The 23,191-nt window shown below is 58.4% G+C and carries 29 protein-coding genes and 1 pseudogene; 28 read left to right on the top strand and 2 right to left on the bottom strand.

Annotated elements, in window-relative coordinates:
• Positions 1–320: 320 nt before the first annotated feature.
• Positions 321–773, bottom strand: a complete 453-nt coding sequence (locus tag KGB21_RS06185; RefSeq protein ID WP_223504233.1) for a retropepsin-like aspartic protease — start codon at positions 771–773, stop codon at positions 321–323.
• A gap of 97 nt (positions 774–870) precedes the next feature.
• Here KGB21_RS06185 and KGB21_RS06180 point away from each other — a divergent pair, with 97 nt between their 5' ends.
• From KGB21_RS06180 to KGB21_RS06140, 9 genes are all read left to right on the top strand, one after another.
• Complete coding sequence (locus KGB21_RS06180; RefSeq protein ID WP_223504232.1) at positions 871–1,200, top strand: phage holin, lambda family; 330 nt, start codon at positions 871–873, stop codon at positions 1,198–1,200.
• Positions 1,201–1,203: 3 nt separating this feature from the next.
• Positions 1,204–1,398, top strand: a complete 195-nt coding sequence (locus tag KGB21_RS06175) for a hypothetical protein (protein ID WP_223504230.1) — start codon at positions 1,204–1,206, stop codon at positions 1,396–1,398.
• Between the two features lie 87 nt (positions 1,399–1,485).
• Positions 1,486–1,755, top strand: a complete 270-nt coding sequence (locus KGB21_RS06170; protein WP_223504228.1) for a hypothetical protein — start codon at positions 1,486–1,488, stop codon at positions 1,753–1,755.
• Positions 1,736–1,987, top strand: coding sequence for a hypothetical protein (locus KGB21_RS06165; protein ID WP_223504226.1), 252 nt, complete (start codon positions 1,736–1,738; stop codon positions 1,985–1,987). The genes KGB21_RS06170 and KGB21_RS06165 overlap by 20 nt, the downstream gene beginning before the upstream one ends.
• A gap of 67 nt (positions 1,988–2,054) precedes the next feature.
• Entirely contained in the window at positions 2,055–2,654 is a 600-nt protein-coding gene (locus KGB21_RS06160; protein ID WP_223504225.1) for a hypothetical protein, read from the top strand.
• A 1-nt stretch (position 2,655) separates the two neighbouring features.
• Positions 2,656–4,143 (top strand): terminase, encoded by a 1,488-nt coding sequence (locus tag KGB21_RS06155; protein ID WP_223504223.1) that lies wholly within the window; start codon positions 2,656–2,658, stop codon positions 4,141–4,143.
• Positions 4,144–4,151: 8 nt separating this feature from the next.
• The gene (locus KGB21_RS06150; protein WP_223504221.1) at positions 4,152–5,606 is read left to right on the top strand and encodes a DUF4055 domain-containing protein; all 1,455 of its coding nucleotides are present in this window, start codon (positions 4,152–4,154) and stop codon (positions 5,604–5,606) included.
• Entirely contained in the window at positions 5,599–6,645 is a 1,047-nt protein-coding gene (locus tag KGB21_RS06145; protein ID WP_223504219.1) for a minor capsid protein, read from the top strand. Before KGB21_RS06150 ends, KGB21_RS06145 begins: the two co-directional genes overlap by 8 nt.
• Positions 6,646–6,780: 135 nt before the next feature.
• Positions 6,781–6,939 carry a hypothetical protein gene (locus tag KGB21_RS06140; RefSeq protein WP_223504217.1) on the top strand — a complete coding sequence of 53 codons (159 nt, stop codon included), beginning with the start codon at positions 6,781–6,783 and terminating at the stop codon, positions 6,937–6,939.
• A 273-nt stretch (positions 6,940–7,212) separates the two neighbouring features.
• Here KGB21_RS06140 and KGB21_RS06135 read toward each other — a convergent pair whose 3' ends face one another.
• Positions 7,213–7,698, bottom strand: a complete 486-nt coding sequence (locus tag KGB21_RS06135) for a hypothetical protein (protein ID WP_223504215.1) — start codon at positions 7,696–7,698, stop codon at positions 7,213–7,215.
• 125 nt (positions 7,699–7,823) lie between these two features.
• On the opposite strand from KGB21_RS06135, the gene KGB21_RS06130 reads away from it, so the two are divergent.
• The 19 genes and pseudogenes from KGB21_RS06130 to KGB21_RS06040 form a co-directional block, all read left to right on the top strand.
• A complete protein-coding gene (locus KGB21_RS06130; protein ID WP_223504213.1) occupies positions 7,824–8,531 on the top strand; it encodes a hypothetical protein in 708 nt (235 codons plus the stop codon).
• Positions 8,532–8,542: 11 nt separating this feature from the next.
• Complete coding sequence (locus tag KGB21_RS06125; RefSeq protein ID WP_223504211.1) at positions 8,543–9,511, top strand: major capsid protein; 969 nt, start codon at positions 8,543–8,545, stop codon at positions 9,509–9,511.
• A 49-nt stretch (positions 9,512–9,560) separates the two neighbouring features.
• Positions 9,561–10,055 (top strand): hypothetical protein, encoded by a 495-nt coding sequence (locus tag KGB21_RS06120; protein ID WP_223504209.1) that lies wholly within the window; start codon positions 9,561–9,563, stop codon positions 10,053–10,055.
• 39 nt (positions 10,056–10,094) lie between these two features.
• Positions 10,095–10,484 (top strand): protein singed, encoded by a 390-nt coding sequence (locus KGB21_RS06115; protein WP_223504207.1) that lies wholly within the window; start codon positions 10,095–10,097, stop codon positions 10,482–10,484.
• Positions 10,485–10,487: 3 nt separating this feature from the next.
• Complete coding sequence (locus tag KGB21_RS06110; protein ID WP_223504206.1) at positions 10,488–10,844, top strand: hypothetical protein; 357 nt, start codon at positions 10,488–10,490, stop codon at positions 10,842–10,844.
• Positions 10,845–11,420: an HK97 gp10 family phage protein gene (locus KGB21_RS06105; RefSeq protein WP_223504204.1), complete on the top strand. Its 576-nt coding sequence runs from the start codon at positions 10,845–10,847 to the stop codon at positions 11,418–11,420.
• Complete coding sequence (locus KGB21_RS06100) at positions 11,417–11,809, top strand: phage tail terminator-like protein (protein ID WP_223504202.1); 393 nt, start codon at positions 11,417–11,419, stop codon at positions 11,807–11,809. Before KGB21_RS06105 ends, KGB21_RS06100 begins: the two co-directional genes overlap by 4 nt.
• Before the next feature lie 11 nt (positions 11,810–11,820).
• Positions 11,821–12,348, top strand: coding sequence for a DUF1983 domain-containing protein (locus tag KGB21_RS06095; RefSeq protein WP_223504200.1), 528 nt, complete (start codon positions 11,821–11,823; stop codon positions 12,346–12,348).
• 69 nt (positions 12,349–12,417) lie between these two features.
• Positions 12,418–13,338, top strand: a complete 921-nt coding sequence (locus tag KGB21_RS06090) for a phage tail tube protein (protein WP_223504198.1) — start codon at positions 12,418–12,420, stop codon at positions 13,336–13,338.
• Between the two features lie 77 nt (positions 13,339–13,415).
• Positions 13,416–13,886, top strand: coding sequence for a hypothetical protein (locus tag KGB21_RS06085; RefSeq protein ID WP_223504196.1), 471 nt, complete (start codon positions 13,416–13,418; stop codon positions 13,884–13,886).
• Positions 13,887–13,936: 50 nt separating this feature from the next.
• Entirely contained in the window at positions 13,937–14,146 is a 210-nt protein-coding gene (locus KGB21_RS06080; RefSeq protein WP_263386138.1) for a hypothetical protein, read from the top strand.
• Between the two features lie 51 nt (positions 14,147–14,197).
• Positions 14,198–14,770 (top strand): hypothetical protein, encoded by a 573-nt coding sequence (locus KGB21_RS06075; protein ID WP_223504194.1) that lies wholly within the window; start codon positions 14,198–14,200, stop codon positions 14,768–14,770.
• A 57-nt stretch (positions 14,771–14,827) separates the two neighbouring features.
• Positions 14,828–17,761 carry a phage tail length tape measure family protein gene (locus KGB21_RS06070; RefSeq protein WP_223504192.1) on the top strand — a complete coding sequence of 978 codons (2,934 nt, stop codon included), beginning with the start codon at positions 14,828–14,830 and terminating at the stop codon, positions 17,759–17,761.
• 16 nt (positions 17,762–17,777) lie between these two features.
• Positions 17,778–18,362 (top strand): hypothetical protein, encoded by a 585-nt coding sequence (locus tag KGB21_RS06065; protein WP_223504190.1) that lies wholly within the window; start codon positions 17,778–17,780, stop codon positions 18,360–18,362.
• Positions 18,362–18,961, top strand: a complete 600-nt coding sequence (locus KGB21_RS06060; RefSeq protein WP_223504189.1) for a hypothetical protein — start codon at positions 18,362–18,364, stop codon at positions 18,959–18,961. Before KGB21_RS06065 ends, KGB21_RS06060 begins: the two co-directional genes overlap by 1 nt.
• A gap of 6 nt (positions 18,962–18,967) precedes the next feature.
• Positions 18,968–19,366, top strand: a complete 399-nt coding sequence (locus tag KGB21_RS06055; protein ID WP_223504186.1) for a DUF6950 family protein — start codon at positions 18,968–18,970, stop codon at positions 19,364–19,366.
• Positions 19,366–22,464: a DUF1983 domain-containing protein gene (locus KGB21_RS06050; RefSeq protein ID WP_223504184.1), complete on the top strand. Its 3,099-nt coding sequence runs from the start codon at positions 19,366–19,368 to the stop codon at positions 22,462–22,464. Before KGB21_RS06055 ends, KGB21_RS06050 begins: the two co-directional genes overlap by 1 nt.
• 1 nt (position 22,465) lies before the next feature.
• Positions 22,466–22,768, top strand: a complete 303-nt coding sequence (locus KGB21_RS06045; RefSeq protein WP_223504182.1) for a hypothetical protein — start codon at positions 22,466–22,468, stop codon at positions 22,766–22,768.
• Positions 22,768–23,191 (top strand): annotated as a pseudogene (locus tag KGB21_RS06040) (hypothetical protein); the annotation flags it as partial. The gene KGB21_RS06045 and the pseudogene KGB21_RS06040, both read left to right, overlap by 1 nt.

Here is a 23,191-nt window from a genome sequence, read left to right as displayed (position 1 = left end):
ATTGAGTATTTTGCCTACGGCAACTTGCTCCACCAACCCTGCTTTCGAGCGGGGTTTTTTGCGTCTCCAGTTTCCTCCCATGCCCTCAGCGCGGTAGTTCGTCGCGCCGTAGGGGGCCTCATTCAGGCCTCTGCATTCGCTGGGGCTTTTTCGTTTTCGGCTCCCCACACCCATTGCTCCGAGCTGGGAGTGCAGCGGGCGCCGGATTTAACAAAGCTGAGGAAGAACCTTTGACCTCAGCGCCTGAAAAATCGGTACGCGAAAGAGTTGTCTTTGTCCAAGCGTCCACTACTGATCTAAGGCGGTTGCCGACGTTAGCCCTAACCACCAACGGCGAGCTTAAAAACTCGGTTTTTGAAATCCAAGGTAAGGGCCCCCTTGCTTATGAAGTCCATGCCAATGATGACTAAATATCGACACCCATTTTCCTTTAGTGGGGTGGCTACAAAGTTACCTGAGTACCGATGAGTTCCGCCTTCGAGCGAAAAGAGCCCTGGTCTGGCAAAGGTTTTCATGGTTGAGGTTGCGCCCTGAACATGAACAGCGCGCCCCTGATGGAAGCCAGTACTGCTGGCCAAGGTTTCGTCAATAAGCATGCCCTCTGCACCAGTATCGATTAGCGCGTAAGTTCGAGTGGGCACAGAGCCATATTCGGGCTCCGCTCGGTTTTTTATGCATGCAGCTTGAACGGTTACCAGGACCACAGGGAAACCAGTAGGGTCATCAGAAACCCTCCCAGCTGAATCCATAAATTCGATATTTATTTCGTCCATTGTTTTCATCGTTGTAGCTGTAGGGGCGACAACGATATATCAGCCTGCGGAGAGCGGGCTTTTTTATTCCTCAACTCCCTAGCCGGGAGGAATCCGGATGCCAAACATGCCCGACAAACCAGACACCTGGCTCATCGTCATGGCCTGGCTCAGCCAACATTCCCCGATGTTCTATGCAGCGACACTGTCGTGCTGGATCGCCTTCTTGCGCGTCATCTACGGTGGCGGTGGGAGGCGACAGGCTGTTCTTGAAGCGTGCCTGTGTGGCGCAATCACAGCAGGCGCATTCCCGCTGCTCGAATATTTCAACCTTCCATCGAGCCTTGCAGCCGCCGTCGGAGCTGTCATCGGCACTCTGGGGGTTAAGAAGGTGGCCGACCTGGCTGACCGATTCACCGACTTCAAATTACCTAAGCGCCAGGAGTGACCCATGCAACTGATCGACAACTGGAAACAAGCGCTGAGCATGACCAGCGTTCAGGCGGGCGGCGCCATTGCTGCGCTGGGAGTGGCTGAGCAGCTGATGCCGCAACTACAGGGGGTGCTGCCACCGGTGGCCTATGGCGTGCTGGGTTTACTTGTGATGATTGCCCGGGTAGTGCTTCAGCCGAAGTTGCGCATGTAGATAGCGACACGCTTCGAGAGGCGGCAATTTGTGCAGCGGGATTGTGCCTAGTGCTATCTTTGAGCTATCACCAAGGAGTGAGCTCTAATGGCTACTGGCATTCTGCTGCGAAACTGCAAGGACGTGACCTTTACAAATGTCGCAATGAAGGGGCTGGACACTGGCTTCGAAATTTATGATTCAGAAGACATAAGCATGACGGATGTACATTGTGAAACGCGAACCGCGGTTTCCGGTGAGCGAGTCAAACGCCTCATTGCGAGCAAGATGACGCATGACGACAGCTTATGGATGAGCCAGCCTACATTACTTGCGACTTTGGTTCGGAGGGCTGCGCATGGCCATGTTCAATCTTAAAGACTCAGAAGATATCAAGATTAAACACAGCTCCACTACTTCAGATGTTTTGATCGAAGGGGAAGGGTTAAAACGTGTTGAGGCCGACGATTGCCATGCAGGAGTTAGCTCGAAAGAAGCGGCAAAAGAGACTGGCAGTGTGTGGGGCAAAGTCAGACTTTGGATTTTGGAGCACTCAATTAAGAGTGTCTTCGCGGTGCTGGTTGCAGTGGCTATCTGGTACTGGACCTAAAAAGTAAATCACTCTGTAAAACCAAGCCTCGCTAAACAGCGAGGTTTTTCTTTTCTGGAAATCATAAATGACAACAAAGCAACCCGACTGGGAGGCGATCGAACGAGCCTACCGGGCCGGTTCGCTTTCCATCAGAACTATCGCCGAGCGCCAAGGCGTGAGCGACACCGCAATCAGGAAGAAGGCCAAAGCCCTCGGATGGGCGAGAGACCTTTCTTACCAGGTGCGTAAAGAGGTTCGCAGCAAGCTGGTTCGCGGAGAGGTTCGCAACGATCAAGGCGCGAACTGCGAACTGGATGCCGAGATCATCGAAGAGGCGGCAGAAGAAGGCGCCCGGGTGGTTCGCAGTCACCGGCGAGACATTCGCAAAGCGACGAACCTTGCGAACCTGCTGATGGATGATCTGTTGGCGACCATCCAGCGCCGCGAAGAGATCGAAGAAGACATCGAGGCGGAAACCGCCGAAGACAACAACGGGATGCGCCGGGCTTCGATGCTTGCCTCCGTGGCGCTACCGAGTAACTCCAAAACGCTGTTCCAGCTTTCCTCTGCAATGAAGAACCTGCAAGTTCTGGAGCGTCAGGCATACAGCCTGGACGAGAAGGAGAAGACGGACGAAGCCGACGAACTCTCGAAAATGATGGACGAACTATCGAAGGACGCCTGACATGAAGCCCGAGCACATGAAGCTGCTCCGGGATAAGCGTTGGAGGCTCAATAATCTCTACTTCATAACCGACAAAGGCGGCAAGAAAGTCCGCTTCCGGATGACGGACGAGCAGATTGAATACTTCGATGGGATGCACACCCGAAACATCATCCTGAAGGCTCGTCAGCTCGGCTTCACCACTGAGTGCTGCATCATCCAGCTGGACGCCGCTCTGTTTGAGTCGGCCAAGTGCGCGCTGATCGCTCACACCCTGAACGACGCCAAGCGCCTGTTTCGGGAGAAGGTGAAGTACGCCTACGACAACCTGCCGAAAGAGATCCGCGCCGCGAATCCTGCGAGCAACGACGCCGCCGGTGAGCTGGTATTCAGCAAAGGCGGCTCGCTCTACGTCAGTACCTCATTCCGGGGCGGCACGCTGCGTTACCTGCACGTCTCCGAGTTCGGGAAGATCTGCGCCAAGTTTCCGCACAAGGCGCGCGAAATCGTCACCGGTGCCTTTGAGGCGGTGGCCACTGATTGTTTCGTCACGATTGAATCGACGGCTGAGGGCCGGGCCGGCTACTTCTTCGATTACTCCCAGACTGCCGAGAAGCAGCTGCTGTCCGGCACGCCGCTCGGCAAGCTGGACTGGAAGTTCTTCTTCTTTAGCTGGTGGAAGAACAAGGCCTACTGGCTCGACCCGGCTGAGGCGGTCATTCCGCAGCGCCTGACCGACTACTTCAACGAGCTGTTCGCCAAGCACGGCATCGACACCAACCCGGGCCAGCGCGCCTGGTACGCCGCCAAGGAGAAGACCCTCGGCGACGACATGAAGCGGGAATACCCGTCGATACCCGCCGAAGCCTTCCAGCAGTCGATCGAGGGCGCCTACTACGCCCAGCAGTTCACCAAGCTGTACGCCGCTCAGCGCATCGGCACGCTGCCAGACAACAGCCACCTGCCGGTGATGACCTTCTGGGACATCGGCGTCGGCGACTCCACGGCCATCTGGTTCGTACGCCAGGTCGGCACCGAGTTTCACGTCATCGACTTCTACCAGAACAGCGGAGAGGGCCTGCGGCACTACATGAAGGTGCTGAAGGACAAGGGTTACACCTACTCCGAACACTGGGGGCCGCACGATATCGACAACCGCGAATTTGGCAGCGATGCCAAGACCCGGCGGGAGATGGCGCGCGAGGGCTACGAGATCGACGGCCAGCACTATCGCATGACGTTCCAGGTCGTGCCGAAAATCGGCGTCGATGACGGTATCGACCAGGCGCGCGAGATCCTCGCTCACTGTGCCTTTGACGAGGCGAAGTGCGAGGAGGGCATCACTGCGCTGGAGAACTACCGCAAAGAGTGGGACGACAAGAAGGGCTGCTGGAAAGACCGGCCGCTTCACGACTGGGCGTCTCACCCGTCCGACGCATTCCGGTACTTCGCTGTCGCCAAGACCAAGCGCGTCACGATGACCCACATTCCTGTCACCTTCACTTTCTGAGGCCATTCATGGCGAATTACAGCGACACCCGGCAGGAATATGCCGAGGCCTTGCCTGGCTGGCGTCTGGTGAAGCGTTGCGTAAAGGGCGCGCGCGAGGTGCGCAAGCATGATATCTACCTGCCGATGCCTGACCCTACGGACAAGTCGCAGGAGAACCTGGCTCGTTACGAACAGCTAAAAAAGCGGGCGATGTTTCTGAACGTCACCGGGCGCACTCGGGCCGACCTGCTTGGCGCTGTGTTCCGCAAGACTGCCGAAGTGAAGCTGCCGACCGAAGTCGAATATCTGCAAGAAAACGCCAGCGGCGACGGCACGAGCCTTGAGCAGCTGTCGAAAAAGGCGGTCGGTGAATGCCTGGACACCGGGCGCGGCGGCTTCCTGGTCGATTACCCGAAGGTCAAGGCGGCCAGCGGCGTTTCATCCATGGCGGATGCGGCCAAACAGAAAGCCCTGATCCACTTCTACGACGCCGAGTCGATCATCGACTGGGATGAGCAGGTCATCGACGGCGTGAAGCGCCTGGTCTACGTCAACCTGCAGGAATGCGTGTCGGTGTTCGACGCTGCTCAGTTGTCCCGCGAAGAGTACAAGCAGAATCGCGTGTTGCTGCTGATCGACGGAAAGTACGAGCAGCGGGTCTACAAGGAAGGCAGCGAAGACTTCACTCCGTCGAACCCGACCGATAAGAACGGCCAGCCATTCGACCACATCCCGTTCAGCTTCTTCGGCTCCGAGAACAACGACGCAGACATCGACAAGTCGCCGCTCGAAGACCTGGCCGACGTGAACATCCTGCACTATGGCAACTCGGCCACGGTGGAAGAGGCGGGCTTCATCAGCAGCCAGCCGACACTTTTCCTGACTACGGACATTTCCCCGGATGAGTTCGTAAAGCTCAACCCGAACGGAATGCGCATCGGCAGTCGCCGCGGTTACAACCTCGGCAAGTCCGGAAGCGCCTCGCTGGTACAGGCCAAGGAAACGCAACTTTCCCTTGAGCTGATGCGGGACAAGCAAGAGCAGATGGTTATGATCGGCGCTCGCATCGTCCAGCAGGGCGGCGGCAACGAGACTGCCGAAGCGGCACGCATCCGTTACAGCTCGGACAATTCGATCCTTGGCACCGTGGCGGGCAACGTCTCCGAGGCGCTGCGCCGTGCCATTCTCGACGCCGAGTGCTTCATGATCGGCGAACCGAACGAGAAGGACACCGTGTTCTGGCTCAATCAGGAATTCTTCGATCAGGTCATGGATGCGCAGTCGATTTTGGCGCAGGTGCAGCTCTGGCAGCAGGGCATCATCGCCAAGAAGGATTTACGCACCAACCTGCGTCAGGCCGGTGTGCTGGAGTCAGATCGTACGGACGAGGATATCGATGACGATCGAGAGGACGAGGCGCCGATTGCGGGCAGTGAGCCCGATCCACTGACTGGCAAAAAGCCCGGGGTGAACGATGAGTAGTGAAGGCTACTTGACGGACGCCGCCACTCGGCACCAGATCTACGTCCAGCGATATGCCGGCGGAAATCTGAAGCGGGTGGCATCGTTCATCAGCAAAGCCATCAACACCGCCAAGGCTCGCGTCAAAGCCGGCCTTAGCGCTTACGGGACTCGTAGATACAACTCGCAGATAGAAACGCTGCAAGGCGATTTGCGGGGTATTTACGACGACATGAAGGGAAGGGCTCAATTGGACCTCGGCGAGTTCGCGGTCTACGAGGCTCAGTTCAACGCGACGATGCTGGGCAAGGTAGTCAGGGCGGTCGTGCAGCTCAGCGTGCCGTCGGCTGAGATGGTGAGCGCGGCGGCACTAGCTGATCCAATGCTGCTGGAGGCGCGCAAGGGCGCTCAGCGAATCAGCATCAACGGTGCGCTTGATCAGTTCGGGACTAAGAAGGCGGCCGAGATCATCGGTGAGATCCAGATTGGTTCCAGCCTGGGTGAGACCAGCCAGCAGATAGGTCGACGTCTTACCAGCGTTCATCAGTTGCATCAGGATCAGGCGACATCGCTCGTTCGCACCATGACTAACCATGTCGCCAGCACGGCGCGCATGGAAACGCTGAAGGCGAACGACGACATCCTGCAGGGGTGGCGATGGATTTCGACGCTGGATAGCAAGACCTCGCACATGTGCCAGGCGCGCGACCAGCATCTGTATGGATGGGAAGACCCGAAGCCGCCCGGGCATTGGAACTGCAGATCAAGCGCGTTACCCGTGCTGAAAGAAGAGTTCGCTCGCGAGATTCCGGGCTCTTCCCGACCCTCAATAGGCCCTGACGGCGTAACTTTGGTGTCGAGCAAGACGAGTTATCAGGAGTGGCTTTCACGTCAGCCTGCCGCATTCCAACGCGACATCCTCGGCCCGAACCGCTACGCACTGTTCACAAAGGGTGAGCTGACCCTCGACAAGTTCGTCGACGACAACGGCAAGACTCTGACGCTGAAGCAACTGAAAGACCTTGAACCATTGGCGTTCGAGCTGGCCGGCGTTAAATAACGGCTAGCCAATTACGGGACAAATTGCCTTGCGTCCGCCGCCTGCTCAGGGGGGCGCGTCGTTATTTCATGATCGTTGACTGGAGGAAGGGATCTGCATATACAGTCCGTTCTTTCAATTTTGTTTCGGTAAGTCATGAGCGAAGAACGAGATATTCCAGAGCCCGAGCACGACCACCTGCTCGATCATGAATTCCATGATGATGAGTCGTGGGTCGAAGAAGATGCTCAGTCAATTGTTGATGAGGAAGATGATGACGTTGATTTTCTTGATCAGATCGATCAGGACGACTGATACGGCATTTAACAACCAAAGGGCCCGTCCATTCGCACGGGCCTACATGCATTGAATCGAGCCCTGGCAATCGCCGGGGTTTTTTATGCGCGCGTTTTACACAGGCCTCGTCAATGACGGGGTCTTTTCATATCTGTGTGCAGGCCTGCAGCAACCTCAGCGTCGAGCGGTTTCCGAGGTGCAGCTTGATTGAAACTTTTCGCCGATAACGCTTGCACAGATGCGCGCTCGTGAGCCGTTGGCTTTCGAGCGCGCCGGTATTTGAGTCGAGCATTAACCGAGATCGACAGCCTTCTCGGGCACGATTGCAAGAGCATTCACTGTGCGGCTCAGGTACGGGTATTTCTTTTTGATGCGTACGAAGTAACCCGACTTTACGAGCGCTTCAACTACTTCTCCTGTTGCCTGCATGGTGTTCTTGTAAGGCGACGATGCAGGCAAGAAGTCGTGGCGAATGATTGGATCAAGAGTCATGCGCTGCTCTGGTGGGTACTGATCTAATGACTGCGCACGTTGGTTAATTGCCAAGTCAGAAATATCATTTTTCAGTAGGTGGCGAACCAGAGCGCGCACATCGAGATAAGCGTCTGCGCCGCCATAAGGAAGCTTAACTGTAAAATCTCCATCTACAAGGAGGTTCAGTGGTTGAACATCTATGACAGATTGAGTTTGTTCAGTCAGTTGGCGGTAGTGATCAATCGGTAGTACTGCGAATACTGGGTTTCCAAGGGTGTCGTGCAAGAATTGTACGTTATTCATTGTTGTGTTCCTTTCCGTTGTTTGGGCTTCGTTGTAGGAAAACTATATCTACAATAAGGCTCGCTGTAAACCCTTCGTCGTAAAAATTAGAGGCCGGGCCTCTCCCAAGTTCCAGGGGAACGAAAATGCTTAAATTTCAAATTGACACCCTTGAAGGTGTCGACGAATCCGTGCGCGCTCTTTACACCGAGAAGGACGGCAAGTTTGTGCTCGGCATTGAAGGTCTGCCGCAACCCGAAGACGTTTCGGGCCTGAAGTCAAAGGTTGAAGAACTGCTGAGCGAGAAGAAAGCGGCCGAGAAGGCCCGTCGCGAAGCTGAGGAAGCGGCACGCACTGAGCGCGAAGAGGCGGCCCGCAAGTCCGGCAACGTCGAGGAACTGGAGAAGTCCTGGTCCGAGAAGTACGCCCGCCGCGAGGCTGAACTCTCCGGCCAGCTGGAAAGCACAAACAGCGCCCTGCAAGGCCAGATCCGGGATCTGACTGTAGGCCGCACCGCTACCGATATCGCCACCACGCTGGCCATCCCCGGCAGCGCCAAGGCATTGCTCCCCCACATCGAACGCCGTCTGAGCGTCGAGCAACGAGACGGCAAACCCACCGTCGTCGTGCTGGACGCCTCCGGCAAGCTCTCGGCGGCAACGCTGGACGAGCTGAAAGCAGAATTTACCAACGATCCGGCCTTTGGTCCGCTGATCGCTGGTAGCAAAGCATCTGGCGGCGGGGCCGGCGGTGCAGGTAAAGGCGGCGGGGCCGCACAAGGAAAAATCGGCGGCACCAGAGAGGAACGACAGGCCGCAATCGCGAGCCGGTTCCCGGATCTCCCACAATCGTAAGGAAATAACTCATGTCCCTGTCGCAAATGCAGGTTTTCAACGAATACATCATGCCGGCGACTCTTGAGACGCTGGACCAGTATCTGGCCGCTTTCAACGCTGCCAGCCGCGGCGCAATCGTGCTGTCTCCGGACGGTTTCACCGGCGACTTCCTCCAGGAGTCGTTCTTCCAAACCCTGGCGGCTGCCCAGCGCCGCGTGGATCGCTACAGCGCAAACGCTACTGTGGCAGCCACCGACCTGACCGAACTGAAAAACACCTCTGTGAAAGTAGCCGGCGGCTTTGGCCCTATCCGTTACGAGCCATCGCAGATGACCTGGCTCGAGCGCCCGACCGCGCAAGGTATCGAGGTTGCGAGCCGCGCTTTTGCTGAAATCCTGTTGAAGGACCAGTTGAACACCGCGATCGCTGCCCTCGTCGCTGCAATCACCGCCCAGGCCGCGGCCGTGAACGATGTGTCGGCAACCGCAGGCATCACCTACGCTGGCCTGAACAACGCTCACGCGAAGTTCGGCGACGCAAGCCAGAACCTGGTTACTCAAGTGATGCAGGGCACCAGCTACCACAAGTTGGTGGGCCAGAACCTGGCGAACCAGCAACAGCTGTTCCAGGCTGGCAACGTCCGCGTGGTGGACATCCTCGGCAAAATCTCCGTTGTGACGGACGCGCCGGCGCTGATGCAGGCGGGCACACCGAACAAGGAAATCATCCTGTCTCTGGTGCAAGGCGCCGCTTTGGTCCACGACGGCCGCGACATCATCAGCAACGTCCAGACCGTCAACGGCAAGGAGCGTATCGAGACCACGCTTCAAACCGACTACACCTTCGGCCTGGGCCTCAAGGGCTACACCTGGGACACCACCACCGGCGGCAAGTCGCCAACCGACGCTGAACTGGCAACCGGCACCAACTGGGATAAGACCGCCACCAGCATCAAGCACACCGCTGGTGTTGCTCTGATCGGTGATGCCTCCAAGTAACCCTGACAGCTGAGCCGGGCCCAGTGCCCGGTTTGGCGAGGATGTGATCATGAGCAACAAGAACATCTGGTATCTGCCCGGCCCGTTCCACCAGTACCAGGAAGACGTGAAGGCGCTGGCCAAGGCGGCGGGCCTGCGCATAGTCGACGCAAGCGTTACTGAAAGCCGGGACGGTGCAGCAGAGGATGTGCCTGAGGTGACGATCAAGGAACTGCAGGCACCGGCTGAGATCGTTGGCGAGGTTTCGCTGTCGCAGGCAGAGGTCGAGCTGCAAGAGGCTATCGGCAACCTGAATGCAGAGCGTGACGGCCTGCGCGGCCTGATCGAGTCCCTCGAGGGCGTGAGTCCGCTTGAGCATCCAGGCGCTGGCGAGCTGCCGATCCGCCTGTTCGACGCGCTGAACAAGATCCACGCCGGCATGACCGAGCTGGCAGGTAGTCGCGATCAGATCGCCCAGGAGCGCAACGCACTGCAGGCTGAAGTCGACGCGCTGAAGAAAGCCGCCGAACAGCCAGCGAAGGCCAAGCCTGACGCCAAGCCGTAACACCGGGGCTACGGCCCCACTCATTCAAGCGGAGGCCTGATGGCTAACTACAGCACCGTGGCGGACGTTGACGCCATCCTCGGCCCAGCGTGGACCACCGAGGACAAGAAGGCGCGCGCGGTCATGCAGGCCAACGCGTACATGACATCGCTCAACCTGGTCGGCATTGATATGGCCGACATTCCTGAAGAGGTGAAGCAAGCCGGCGCTGAACTGGCGAAGACAGCCGCCGACGGCAAGCTCTACCAGCAGAAGACGGAAGGCAATCTGGAGGCGAAGACCGTGAAAGCGGGCTCGGTGACCACCAGCAAGACCTTCGGCTCGCTGGATAGCAGCAAGATCATCGCTCAGCCTGGTGATGTCCAGTTCGCTTTGGCGCTGCTCGATCCGTGGATGCGGAGCGCCTACAGCTTCGACGTGTACAGGTGACCCATGGGAATGCGAGAAGAGATCCAGGCCGATCTGGCCGAGGCGTTCGACACCGACCTGGCTGATGCGGTTGTGCCGTTCAGTGGCGGCATTACGCTGCCGGGCACATGGGATCCGGTCGAGGAAGTCAGCACCGATCCTGTCGTCATCGCCTACACCGGGCGCGGCGTGATGGATGCCTTCAAGGCCCAGGCCGTGGACGGAATCAACATCCTGGCGACCGACCAGCTGCTGATCGCGCTCACCAACGAAACGACCGGCACGCCTGTTGTAGGCCACAAGATCAACGGTTTCAGCGTGATCAACGTCCAGACCGACCCGGCCGGCGCTCACTACGAGATCCAGCTGAGGAAGACGTAAATGAACGCCAAAGCCGGATGGAGCCATAGCCTGCGCGACTTCGCCGACCAGATCGACGAGGACGTAACCCAGCATGTGCGCGCGATCGCGATGTCCATGCTGACTGAAGTCGTCAACCGCTCGCCCGTGGGTAACCCGGACTTGTGGAAGGCCAACACCGAGCTTCGAGCGCAGAACACGGCCCAGGCCGATGCATATGACGCCAACGTCGACGCCCGCAACGCGACCAACACCGGCAAGAAGCAATTCAAGAAGCTGACCCAGCGTGAGCGGAAAGAGAACTTCTTTGTCGATGCCAAGGCCGCTGGCAAGGGCTATATCGGCGGGACGTTCCGCGGCAGCCACATCGTTTCGGTGGGGTCGCCTGACTTCACGGTCGTCGAAAACGTCGACCCGTCCGGCCGCGACACCATCAACAAAGGCGCGATGATGATCAAGGCGTCAGGTAATTACCCCGTGATCTACATCCAGACGAACAGCCCCTACGGCGAAATGCTCGAGCTCGGGCATTCGACCCAAGCCCCGGGCGGCGTCTATGACCTGGCCTGGATTGGCGTATCAGAGGCCTACCGATGACCTATGAAGACATCCGCAAGCTGATCACGGCGCGCATGGTCGCCTTTGCCGGCCTGCCGCAGTCGAGCATCGACTACCCGAACACACAGACCTTCACGCCACCGGCTGATGGCCTCTGGTGCCGCCTGAACATCCAGCACGCAACGGCCTTCATGGCTGGCATGGCTGACAAGCCGCACACCCGCAAGCCTGGGCAGATCAGCATCCAATGCTTCGCCAGGCTCGGCACCGGCATTAAGGCGCTCAACGTCCTGTCGGATCAGCTCGAAGCGCACTTTGCCTACTGGCAGTCGGGCGACCTCGAATGTATGGAGGCGAGCCAGATCCCGGCCGGCGAGTTCGAGGGGTTCTATCAAATCAACGTCAACATCCGGTTTCGCGCCGGTTGAGAGGATTCCAAATGCAAAGTTCCGACTACGTGCCGGGCGTCTCCGGCTGGAAGCTTGAAAATGGGGTGCTGGAGCTTGCTGGGCCTTGGGGGAATATTCAAATCGCTGATCTTGATAAGGCGCCTGAACCGGAAGTCACCCCGCCTAAACCCTTCGTCATCATCGACGGCGTGACCTACATCAGGGATTCCGAAGTTGAGCGCGGATCAATCACCAATGCGAAGATAGGTGATAGCTGGTCGATCAAGATGGATGTGCGTAACGGGCATTATTTCGCGGCCGGGATCGGCGTCGGCATCGACTCCCAGTTCTTGGTCTCGGCGGATAAGTACGCCATCAAGAAATCGCCCGCCTTTGATTGTGGGGCCGCCTTAGTCTCTGAGGTCGAAACCAGGGCACTAGCAGACAAGTTTCTGCGAGAGCGCATCGAGGCGCTTGCAGCTGTTATCGACTCGCAGCGGGAAAGAATTGATGGCCTTGCGCTCGCCTTGGTCGCCGCAAAAGGCGCCGCTGACGCATCAGTCGCGCGCGGTCGCTGACCCGCCGCAGAGAAACACAATAGCCCGCCTTGAGCGGGTTTTTTTATGCCCGCAATCTGGAGACTCACTATGTCGAGCGGCGCCAAAGTCACAAGTTACATCATCCCCGAGGTGACGCCCGGCGTTACTCCCGGCTCCGGTACCTGGGACACGCTACGGCTGACCGGCAATGCCATGACCCCGACCGTCAACACGGCGACCAGCGACGAGATCACCGACTCGCGGATCAGCCAGGGCTCGGTCGTAACCAGTACCGACATCGGCGGCGACCTGACCGCCGAACTGTCCTATGGCAGCTTCGACAAGCTGCTGGAGGCTGCTTTCTACGGCAACTGGACCGCCAACGTGCTGACCGTGGGGGACGTGCGCCACACCTTCAGCATCGCCAAGAACTACATGGACGTTGGTGTTTACTCCCTGTTCAAGGGTGTGCATATCCCGACGTTCGCCCTGGACATCCCGAGCGACGGCAAGGTCACCGTGACGTTCGGCACCGCCTGCCTGGACTACACCGACAGCAACGTGCCGATCGTACTCGCACCGGCGGCCCCGACTTCCACCCCATTCATGAGCAACGGCAACGTCGGCACTCTCCTGGTCGATGGCGCATCGCTCGAAGGCCAGGCCTGTGTCTCGGGTATGACCATCAGCCTGGACAACGGCCTGCAGGCTCAGCGCTGCATCGGCACCGACAAGCTTGGGCCTGGCGCGCAGATCGCTACCGAGGCAGCCATCACCGGCACTATCACGCTGGCTTGGTCGGCGACGGCCTGGGGCATCTGGAAGAACACCTTCACCCGTGTTCCGGTCTCCGTCGAATTCCCGATCACCGACAGCGCTGGCAACAAGTACACCTTCAATTTCCCGGCGGTGGAAGTCGACGGCGAGCTGCCGAGCGGCGGCAAAAAGGATCTGATCGAGGTCACGCTCAATTACACCGTGGCCAAGATCGCCCCGACCATCACCCGCGCGTCATACGTGGCGCCGTAACACCGATCCACCCCTTGACTGCCCCGGCACCAACGCCAGCCGGGGCGGTCCTTTTCGGCGTGGCGTGAGGAATAACCATGGCTTTGCGACTGACCAAGAAAGACCAGAACACCTCGGAAACAAAGTGGGTCGCCTATGACGACGACACCAAAGTGTTGCTGGCACGAATTGATAACCCTGAATACCAAATCGCCCTTGAGCGCGAACGCCGCAAGTTGCGCAACGCTGACGCTCAGTTCGGCGTCGGTGTCGTGGGTGTGATCGATGGCGAGACGACAGAGCATCAGACCCAGTGCAGGCTGATGGGTCAGTTCATCGTCAAGGACTGGGCCGGCGTGCTGGATGCGGACGACAATCCGCTGGCATACAGCGCCGTAGCTGCCGAGCAGATGCTCGATGCCAACATCGAATTCTTCCTGTTCGTCCTGAAAGAATCGGGAAAGGCCGCCATCGAGGCGAAAAAGGACCTGGATGAGACCGTGGGAAAGTCGTCGCTCGCTTCGTGTGGGAGCGAGAGTGGGGTGGAGACACCGAAAAGCGGCGACTGATCTACCAGCGGCTGAAAATTACGGTCCCGGATGAGCCGGAAACGGACCCGATGACTGACTACCTCCTGAGCACGTTCCGCAACATCACCCGCGGGCGCCGGTTTATCTCGTCGATGGCTGGAGCTTTCCCGCTACCGCTGTCGGCCCGAGAGATATCGGACTGGCTGGATGCGCATTCGCCGGCCATGCCTCGGGCAGAGATTGACGAGGTGGTTTATACCCTTGATGCGCTTTGCCTCAAGGCGGCAGAGGAAGAGTAAACCGCGCCTCTGTGATGCTATATTGCCAACATCACATGGGGGAGAAATTGAATGCTCAGGATTGCAGCTGTAGTGGCGGCGCTGGTTGTTGTTGGGGGCTGCGCCTCTGACGCCAAAAGCTTGTACAGGTTCGGCCAGCCAGTGATTGATGGTAATTATCTGAAGTCATTCGAGGTAAGCGGGTCAGGTCCGGCAGCGCCAGGGAAGATTGCCATGTGCGCAGCAGGCGCTGTCAGGAATGACCCGGTATCGCTCAGCGACTCGTCGAGAACCTTCGTTGGCGCGTATACGGGCAACTATTACCAGGCAGGAAGCAAGCGAGAAGTTGGTGGTGGCAACGCCATTCAGTACGTGGCGCCGGATGAGTCCAGCGTCGTGGCGAAGGGCGAGACAGGCTACACAAGCGGCATGGTTTCGCGATCCGTGCGCTACACCGTGACAGTCAAGAGCTCCGGCCCTGAAAGGAAATATCTGTTCGCCGGCATTCAGCAGGCGCAGCTCGATACTGGATCCATGGTCAACGCGGGTTACAGTCCCGTGCATGTGATGATGGGTGGCGGCTCAGAAGATGTCGCTCGCTCGCTGAGTGCTGTAGCTGAAGAGATAGAGACCTGCATTCGATAAGGTCGACAAATTACCAAGACCCGCTCCGGCGGGTTTTTTTATACCTGGAGAAAGGCAATGGCCCAAACATCCCGCCTCGTCATTGAGCTGGACAGCCGAGACGCCGAAGCAAAGGCGGCGGATACGCGCAAGGCGCTTGAGGCGCTGGAAGACGCGGGCCTGAGCATTCAGCCGGCACTGAATAAGGCCGGTGCGGGCATGGAAAAAATGGGCAAGGGCGCTGAAAAGGCGACCAAGTCCATCGAGGATGAGGCCGACGAACTGGAGAGGCTGCTGGGGCAGATTGACCCGGTGGTTCGCCGCCTGGGTGAACTGGACAAGCAAGAGCAGGACCTGGCCAAACATCGCAAGGCTGGAAAGATCGACACCGCCACCTATGACGAATACAAGGCGAAGATCGATACCGCTCGCAAGGGCCTGACCAGCTTCGACGACTCTCTGACCCGCACCGGAAACACCGCCAAGCAGACGGCAGCAGCCCTGCGCGGCGTGCCGGCACAATTCACTGACATCGCCGTATCGCTCCAGGGCGGCCAGAACCCGCTGACGGTATTCCTGCAGCAGGGCGGCCAGCTCAAGGATATGTTCGGTGGCGCCGGCCCTGCGGCCAAAGCTTTGGGTGGTTACGTCCTCGGCCTGGTCAACCCGTTCACCGTGGCTGCCGCGGCGGTCGGAACGCTTGGCCTGGCCTACTACCAAGGATCAAAAGAGGCTGATGCCTACAGCCAAGCCCTGATTCTGACTGGCAACGTAGCGGGCACCAGTGCTGGCGCCATCAGCTCGATGGCAGCAAATGTCAGCAGGTCCGTGGGAACCATCGGCGCAGCATCGGTAGTGCTGGCTCAGCTGGCCGGCTCATCGAAGATCCCCGCATCGTCTTTTGAAATGATCGCGACGGCGGCCCTCAAGATGGAAGACGCCACCGGAAAGGCTGCAAGCCAAACCGTTGCAGACTTCGAGAAGCTGGCGAAAGATCCAGTGAAGTACTCGGCAGAGCTAAACGAGCAGCTTGGTTACCTGACTGCGTCCACTTACGCGCAAATTGAGGCGCTGGCGAAGCATGGCGATCAGCAAGGCGCCGCAAACCTTGCTGAGAAGGCCTACGCCGAAGCCATTAGCTCGCGGGCCGACCTCATCAAAAGCAAGCTCGGCCTGGTTGAAACGGCATGGGATGGAGTTAAGTCGGCAGCCAAAGGTGCGTGGGATGCAGTCCTGGACATTGGCCGGGAAGACACATTCGAGCAGAAGCTGATAAAGCTTGAGACTCGTCTGAATAACGTGCGTAACGCCAAGACGCCGACCGTCTTTGATGACAATCCAAACCTTGGCGAGCTTGGTGCTGGCGAAAGCGGAGCGCAGTCGGCAATCACCGATCTGTATGTTCAAAAGGCTGAGGATGATCGACGCGCCGCCGCCAAAGCTGAGGCGCTGCGACTGGATAAGAAATCAATCGAGAGCCAAGGGAAGCTTAGCGAAGCACTGAAAAATTCGGCCTCAAATGCGGACAAGCTGAAAGCGCGGTACGTCGAGATTGATGAGCTGATCGCGTCCGCAAGTCGCCGCGGCCAGGCGTATACAGCATCACAAATCAAGCAGCTGAAAGACGCGGCGGCAGAGCAGTTCAAGGATTCAAAGGCGCTTACGCCCAAGGCTTACACCGAAGACGCCGGGCTCAAGATGCTGGATGCGGCCCGACAGACCAATGCCGTGTTACTTCAGCAGAATGCTTCGATCAATGGCCAGGGAATCTCCACCCAGAAGCTCGGCACCCAGGCGCAGGCGCTGGTCAAGTGGGAGCAGCAACTCGCCGATATCAAGGGCAAGAAGACGCTCACCGCTGACCAGAAGTCTTTGCTGGCCAGTCAGGATCTGATCACCGCCCAACTGAAGAAGAATGCCGGGCTTGAGCGTGAGGCCGAGATTCAGAATGGCATCAAGCAGGCGAACGACGACCAGGTAAAACTTCTGACCTTGACCGGCCAGCTTCGCGAGGCGAACAAACTGAAGTCCGGCCTCGATGACGCCCAGCAAATGGCTGAGTACGAGCGTCAGGGCAATACCGAGGCCGCAAAACGACTTGAAACGCTGATCAAGATCCGCGACATCAATCTCAACGCTGCGCAGAAGCCCGGGACGATTGAGGGGGTAACCAAGGCGCCGACTGCAACCGGTCTCGACCCGTCCGTAGGTGGGGCTGACAGCGAGGTCACTCGACTTAATGAAGAGTCGGTCAGACTGGATCAGTGGAGAGCTACCGAGCTTCAAAAGCAGAAAGCCTATCTCGACCTCAAGGCAATCAATGAGCAGACCTACGCCGAGCGCATAGCCAACATCAACAATCAGGCGGCCGAGAATCGGGCCAGGATCGAGCAGGCCAAAAACACGGCGATCATCAATCAGTCGTCGAGCTTTTTCGGGATCATGGCCACGCTGAGTCAATCAGGTCACGGCAAGCTGGCCGAGATCGGCAAGGCCGCAGCTATGGCCCAGGCGACGATCGACGGTTACTTGGCCGTCCAGAAAGCATTGGCTGCATTCCCTCCGCCGTTCAACTTTATTGCGGCCGGGGTTGTAGGTGTGGCCACGGCTGCCAACGTGTCGGCTATTGCTGGTATTGGATTCTCGAGCGGCGGCTATACCGGTTCGGGTGGCGTCAATGACCCAGCTGGCACCGTGCACAAGGGTGAAGTCGTATGGAGCCAAGACGATATCCGCAAGGCTGGCGGCGTGGCCACGGTTGAGGCGATGCGAAAAGGCAACGTCTCGGTGGGTTCGGGGTCAGGCGGCGGAGGTTCAACCGCTTCCAGTTCTTCGCCGATCGGCGCGCTGGCTTTAAACCAGGTAATCAATGTTCAGGGTTCTGCTGACTCGGAGACGCTGACCCTGATTCAGCAAGCTGCACGGCAGGGCGCACAGGACGGCTACAACCTGGTCCTGCGGGATCTAAAACAGAACGGCCCGGCCCGCCAGATGATCGCTCGCAACCGATAAGCTCAAGGAGTAACGCATGGCTATCGCATGGCCGGCATCGCTGTTCCCGTCTGAAATGACGTGGGGCATCGTGAACAACAGCAGGTCCTTCACCTCAACGCTCTCCAATGCTCAGCAGATTGCTGGATATCCAGGCGCCTTTTGGCAGTGCACGCTGACCTTTGGCTTGCTGACCAGGCTGCAGGAGCGCGAGCTGTCTGCATTTTTAGGCCGGCTTGATGGGATGTTCGGGACCTTCAATCTTCCGGCCTTCACTCGCACGCGCTCCGACAACATAGGGGCTCTGGCGGTGGTGACTGGAAATGCGCAGGCGCGCAGCATGCTGGTATCTGGCGCAACACCTAGCGCGCCCATCTTCAAAATGGGCGACTACATCACGGTGGCCGGGGAGATGTTCGAGGTGACCGATGCGGTTTCCTCAAATGCCTCCGGCCAGGCCGTTGTCCCGCTGAACAAGCGGATCCGCAAGACGCTGACGCCCGGCGCTGCCATCGAGTACCGCAACCCGTATTCAGAAATGCGCATGACCTCCGACACCTGGTCGATGGCTGTTCGCCCGGTTATTGCGAGCGGCAACTACCAGTTCAGGGAGGCTTTCTGATGCCATCAGCATTTCCATTCAGCCAGAGCGTGGTGAACATCATCGCGACCGGCAAGTTCATGGTGGTCTACGCCTGCCAACTCGACTTCCAGGATGGCATGGTCTTCGCGCACACCGGTACCGGGCAGCTGGTGATCGACGGCATCACCTACGAGGGCGTCGGGACGTTCGGCGAGATCGGGTCGGCGACGGAAAGCGACAACTCTGGATCGCCCATGTCGATAGACCTGACGCTGAACGGCCTGGACTCCTACATCCTGCAAGAAACCAATATCCGACGATGTCGCGGCAGATCGGGGAAACTGATGTTCGTAGTGTTTGACGAGGCTGGCAACTACGCGGCGGACATTCTGTTCTCCGGCCGCATGGATGCTGCCCAGTTCTCATTCGCCGGCAACGGCCAGGACGGCAACAAGATCACAGTCCCGATCATTGATCGCATGGCTGAGTGGAGCCGAACCGGTACCGAGCGCTGGACCGACGAGAACCACCGGGCGCGCCATGAAGATGACCGCTTTTTCTACGCCGTCGCACAAATGTCTGAGTGGCCCATCTATTGGGCGGCCACGAAAGATGCCCCGTCATTCACATACGACTAGTGACCTATGAGAAATCGAGACTGGACCACGCGTCTGCATGACGTGATCAAGGCCGCCTTAGGGCGGCCTTTTTCATGGGGCGAATTTGACTGCTGCCTGTTTGCAGCTGAATGCGCGGTCGCCGTGTGCAACACCGACCCAGCCGCCGAATACCGGGGCAAGTACACGACCGAGACTGGCGCAAAACGCCTTCTCAAGAAAAACCACGGAAGCCTTGAGGCTGCTTGGGATGCGTGTTTCAGCCGGGTGCCGCCGGCGTATATCCAGCGCGGTGACGTGGTGCTGTATGACGGCCCTAACGGGCGGGGCGTGGCGGTGTTTTGGGCCAATGAGTATTGGTCTGTCGCCGAAGAGGGCGTCAGCCGGATTGCGTGCGAGCCATTGGCGGTATGGAGAGTTGAATAATGAGCAAGGCAGTCAGCAAGGTAGCTCAGGTCGCGATCGGCGCAGTGGTTGGCTTTATGGTTGGGGGTCCAGTTGGTGCCTTTATTGGCGCTGGCGCAGGGCTCTTTTTGTCTTCCCAACAAGAGGCGCTAAGCACTGGCTCATCTCTGCGCGACAATGAGCCGTCAGCGCAAACCGTGCGCTCCGCCAAGGCGCCGATCCGCTTCATCCTAGGCCGGGTAAGCACCGGCGGCGTCTTAGTCTGGGCTCAGGAACAGAGCGGGGCTCAAACAGCCGGGGAGTGGGTCCACCTTGTATATGTTCTGAGTGAAGGCCCTATTGCCGCGCTGGAGGATATTCTTCTGGGCGAAGAATCCATCAGCACATTCGGGGCTGATGCTACCTACGAGCTGATCGTAAACCCAACCCAGGTCAACGCCTTCCTGAAGGCCAACTGCCCAGACTGGAAAGACAGCCAAATAGGGCGAGGGCTGTCGTTTGTTCGCCTGTCTCTTCGCTACAGTGCGGAGAAGTTTCCATCTGGAGTCCCGGACGCTCGATTCATCGTTCGCGGCCGAAACGACATCTATGATCCGCGGTCAGGGACCTCTGCATACTCGCAAAACACAGCTCTTCACATTCTCTGGTATTTGCGCAATCGCTGCGGGATTCCAGATGACGAGATCGTTTTTGAAACTTTCGCCAGTGCGGCGAACGTTTGCGACGAGGCCGTCACCAATGCGGATGGCTCGGTAAGTCAGCGGTACAGGTCGGGATGCGTGATAGGAGCTGACGAGCAGCGCACGGCCGTGATGCAGAAGCTTGAAGCTGCGTGTGCGGGGAGGCTGATTCGTGTCGGCGGCCGCTGGATGCTTCAAGTTGGCGCGTATTACGGCCCCTATGACTTCGAGATCAACGAAGACATGGTGGTCGGCACTATCTCTGGCGGCACTGAGCCGACCAATGATGCCGCGATCAATACCGTGCGTGGCACCTTCATTGACACTACCCAGGCATGGGCTGAAACCGACTACCCAGAGGTCGTGGTGACCGAATGGGTGACTGAGGACGGCGGAGAGGCGGCCGAGACGCTCAGCTTCTCCTATGTGACGGATCCGTACCAGGCTCAGCGCCTGGCGAACATCGAATTGCGCCGGCGCAGGGCTGGCGGGACGATCAGCATTCCCATGAACTTTGCTGGGTACAATTGCCGACCGGGCCGAGCTGTTCGAGTAAATCTGCCGTCGCTAAACATCCTCGGCGAGTTCATCGTGACGAACTGGAGCATGGGGGCCGACGATGGCTGTAGGGTTTCGCTAGCCCAGTACGAGCAGGCTATCTTCGATGACGCCGTTGGCGAACCTTACAACCCGCTCGGATTCATCAGTCTACCGTCCGGCGGTCTTGGATCTCCTACCGGGCTGGCCTGGACACAGAACACTGGGGCTGAGGTCGTGCAGGGTGTTCTGTCCTGGACGCCGCCGGCGGGGATTGTTTCGTCCTACGTCGTCATCGTTCGCCAAGGCGCGACGGCTGTTCAGTCGCACTCGGTACCGGCAACGTCGACTCAGTGCGCGATCAACGGACTGCCTTCTGGCAACTACTCGATGAGCGTGGCAGCGGTAGGGCCTATGGCGCGATCCGGCGAGGCGACCATCACCGTCAGCATCATGGGGCCGCCCATCCCAGAATCCTGCGTGGTGCAGTCCTCGATCGACAACATCGTGCTGATTCCGCAGAACACGCATACCGGCCTCAACGGCGGCACTTACGAGTACTTCTTCAGCACGTCGCCGACGGCCACAGCGAACGACGCGGACTATCTAGGGCAGGGACTGTCCTTCACGCATACCGGCCTGGCGTTTTACACGGACTATTACTACTTCATCCGCTCTTCGAATGCCTATGGGAAAAGCTCGTTCCTCTATGTACCAACTCAGACTTCGAACGATGTGTCGGCATACCTTGCGGCAATGGGCGGGGAAATCACCGAGACGCAGCTTTATCAACACCTGAATGATCGAATTGACTTGATCGACGGCGACGGACCTGGCTCGGTGAATGAGCGCATAGGTGAGCTGCAGGATGAAATAGATGGCTTGGTTGACGCCCTGGCTTACGTTCCGACAGACGCTTATGTCAGGGACAACACCGTTCGGGTAGGGGATAACCTCTGGACCGCGATTGTTGATGTGCCTGCGGCAGGTGACGGTTCAAACGCCCCGCCGAATCCGGCCTACTGGGTTAACAGCGGTCAGTCGATCAGGGCGGCGAATGCCTTGGCCGCGCAGGTCACCAAAAACACAGCTGACATTGTCACCGTTGATGGGAAAACAACAGCGACTGCAACACAGCTTCAAGCGCTGCAAGCCTCGTCCCGCGATGACAATGGGGAAGGTGAGTTGGCCGATGCTTTAAAAGGCTGGGACTCGACTGCCAGCTTTGCGCAGGAAGTGAAGGCAACGGCGGAGCGGGACTTTGCGCAGACTCAGCGCATTACAACGCTGGATGCAAAGGTTGACGATAACGCAGCCAACATCACCGAACTGGAGCAGGTGGTCGCCACCAACAATTCGGCGATGGTCACGAAGACCGATCAGCTGAGCGTGACGGTTGGCCAAAACAGCACTGCGATTCAGCAGAATACGGCGGCGATCCAACAGACAGCCACAGCCTTCGCCGATACCAACGGCAAGCTGTCGACCATGTGGTCGGTCAAAATGCAGGTTGCTGCCGACGGCAAGTATGTTGCTGCTGGTATTGGGCTCGGCATCGAGAACACCGGCGCCGGTCTGCAAAGCCAGTTCCTTGTGAGCGCGGATCGGTTCGCCATCGTCAACTCCATGGCTGGCGGCGCCATTTCGGTTCCGTTTGCAGTGCAGGGCGGTCAGGTGTTCATGAATTCCGCGTTCATCCAGGACGCCAGTATCACCAACGGCAAAATCGGCGGCGCCCTTTATGCCAGTGATTATGTTTCGGGCCTGTCCGGCTGGGCGCTTCCGAAGTCTGGCCCCTGGGAGCTGAACGGAAACAATGGCGCCGGACGGATGCAGATCGTCAGCACGGCAATCAAGCTCTATCACGCCAACGGCGTGCTGGGCATCGACCTGAGCCTTTGACATGACCGGACTGACAATCAAGAGCGCAGATGGCGTCGTCCTGCTCGACATGACCATGAAGATAAGCCAGCACATGGGAAGCGTCGTTACAGGCGCCGTCAATGGGGCGATTACAATTCCGGCGCCGCCTACCGGGAAAGTCGCCTATTTCATTGTTGTGCCGCTGGTGGACTTGCAGATGGAGAAGGGTAAGAAGCCGGGCGTGACCTTGTCCGGTACCACGCTTTCGTGGGCTTACTCCTACGCCACTAATGGGTGGGGGTACTTCTCCGCGAATTGCCAAATTTTCTACGGGTACTATTGATGACAGCGAAACTCGTGGTCAGTAAGGACACCGGCGAGCTTCTGCTTGATACCAGACAGATTTGCTACGGCCTGGTGAAGAGCGGGAACATGGCGTACATCCAGTCGTGGTATCGGCGATTCCTGAAGTCCGCGCAACTTGATCCGAATAACGGGGCGAACTGGACGGATGCCACGGTGGGAGGCAGTCAGGGCAGCGGCGACGATATGTGGGGGTTTACGGTAACCAACGCGATATCGCCAATCGTGTTCATCGTTGGCCCCGGCTGCCTGAATGGATCGGTGCGAAGCGGTAACACGATTACATTCATGTACGCGAACTGCAGCGCCGCGACAAAGTTCTACTGCTTTGACTTGATGGCGAACAACATCGCCGGCAGCCCCTACCTTAAGACCTACCGGGATGACGGGGTTATTACCTTCA

It is taken from the genome of Pseudomonas sp. GL-RE-29 (assembly GCF_019947275.1).
In the GTDB taxonomy this organism is placed as follows: Bacteria; Pseudomonadota; Gammaproteobacteria; order Pseudomonadales; family Pseudomonadaceae; genus Aquipseudomonas; species Aquipseudomonas fluorescens_A.
Note: the sequence above shows the minus strand (reverse complement) of the source record. Positions and strands in the feature narration are given on the sequence as shown.

Coding starts and splice junctions, on each gene's coding strand:
- KGB21_RS06145 (WP_223504219.1), top strand. CDS start 5,599: ATGAGTAGTGAAGGCTACTTGACGGACGCCGCCACTCGGCACCAGATC.
- KGB21_RS06160 (WP_223504225.1), top strand. CDS start 2,055: ATGACAACAAAGCAACCCGACTGGGAGGCGATCGAACGAGCCTACCGG.
- KGB21_RS06170 (WP_223504228.1), top strand. CDS start 1,486: ATGGCTACTGGCATTCTGCTGCGAAACTGCAAGGACGTGACCTTTACA.
- KGB21_RS06125 (WP_223504211.1), top strand. CDS start 8,543: ATGTCCCTGTCGCAAATGCAGGTTTTCAACGAATACATCATGCCGGCG.
- KGB21_RS06095 (WP_223504200.1), top strand. CDS start 11,821: ATGCAAAGTTCCGACTACGTGCCGGGCGTCTCCGGCTGGAAGCTTGAA.
- KGB21_RS06065 (WP_223504190.1), top strand. CDS start 17,778: ATGGCTATCGCATGGCCGGCATCGCTGTTCCCGTCTGAAATGACGTGG.
- KGB21_RS06180 (WP_223504232.1), top strand. CDS start 871: ATGCCAAACATGCCCGACAAACCAGACACCTGGCTCATCGTCATGGCC.
- KGB21_RS06100 (WP_223504202.1), top strand. CDS start 11,417: ATGACCTATGAAGACATCCGCAAGCTGATCACGGCGCGCATGGTCGCC.
- KGB21_RS06105 (WP_223504204.1), top strand. CDS start 10,845: ATGAACGCCAAAGCCGGATGGAGCCATAGCCTGCGCGACTTCGCCGAC.
- KGB21_RS06085 (WP_223504196.1), top strand. CDS start 13,416: ATGGCTTTGCGACTGACCAAGAAAGACCAGAACACCTCGGAAACAAAG.
- KGB21_RS06115 (WP_223504207.1), top strand. CDS start 10,095: ATGGCTAACTACAGCACCGTGGCGGACGTTGACGCCATCCTCGGCCCA.
- KGB21_RS06070 (WP_223504192.1), top strand. CDS start 14,828: ATGGCCCAAACATCCCGCCTCGTCATTGAGCTGGACAGCCGAGACGCC.
- KGB21_RS06165 (WP_223504226.1), top strand. CDS start 1,736: ATGGCCATGTTCAATCTTAAAGACTCAGAAGATATCAAGATTAAACAC.
- KGB21_RS06140 (WP_223504217.1), top strand. CDS start 6,781: ATGAGCGAAGAACGAGATATTCCAGAGCCCGAGCACGACCACCTGCTC.
- KGB21_RS06150 (WP_223504221.1), top strand. CDS start 4,152: ATGGCGAATTACAGCGACACCCGGCAGGAATATGCCGAGGCCTTGCCT.
- KGB21_RS06120 (WP_223504209.1), top strand. CDS start 9,561: ATGAGCAACAAGAACATCTGGTATCTGCCCGGCCCGTTCCACCAGTAC.
- KGB21_RS06175 (WP_223504230.1), top strand. CDS start 1,204: ATGCAACTGATCGACAACTGGAAACAAGCGCTGAGCATGACCAGCGTT.
- KGB21_RS06155 (WP_223504223.1), top strand. CDS start 2,656: ATGAAGCCCGAGCACATGAAGCTGCTCCGGGATAAGCGTTGGAGGCTC.
- KGB21_RS06045 (WP_223504182.1), top strand. CDS start 22,466: ATGACCGGACTGACAATCAAGAGCGCAGATGGCGTCGTCCTGCTCGAC.
- KGB21_RS06130 (WP_223504213.1), top strand. CDS start 7,824: ATGCTTAAATTTCAAATTGACACCCTTGAAGGTGTCGACGAATCCGTG.
- KGB21_RS06090 (WP_223504198.1), top strand. CDS start 12,418: ATGTCGAGCGGCGCCAAAGTCACAAGTTACATCATCCCCGAGGTGACG.
- KGB21_RS06185 (WP_223504233.1), bottom strand. CDS start 773: ATGGACGAAATAAATATCGAATTTATGGATTCAGCTGGGAGGGTTTCT.
- KGB21_RS06110 (WP_223504206.1), top strand. CDS start 10,488: ATGGGAATGCGAGAAGAGATCCAGGCCGATCTGGCCGAGGCGTTCGAC.
- KGB21_RS06050 (WP_223504184.1), top strand. CDS start 19,366: ATGAGCAAGGCAGTCAGCAAGGTAGCTCAGGTCGCGATCGGCGCAGTG.
- KGB21_RS06055 (WP_223504186.1), top strand. CDS start 18,968: ATGAGAAATCGAGACTGGACCACGCGTCTGCATGACGTGATCAAGGCC.
- KGB21_RS06060 (WP_223504189.1), top strand. CDS start 18,362: ATGCCATCAGCATTTCCATTCAGCCAGAGCGTGGTGAACATCATCGCG.
- KGB21_RS06135 (WP_223504215.1), bottom strand. CDS start 7,698: ATGAATAACGTACAATTCTTGCACGACACCCTTGGAAACCCAGTATTC.
- KGB21_RS06080 (WP_263386138.1), top strand. CDS start 13,937: ATGACTGACTACCTCCTGAGCACGTTCCGCAACATCACCCGCGGGCGC.
- KGB21_RS06075 (WP_223504194.1), top strand. CDS start 14,198: ATGCTCAGGATTGCAGCTGTAGTGGCGGCGCTGGTTGTTGTTGGGGGC.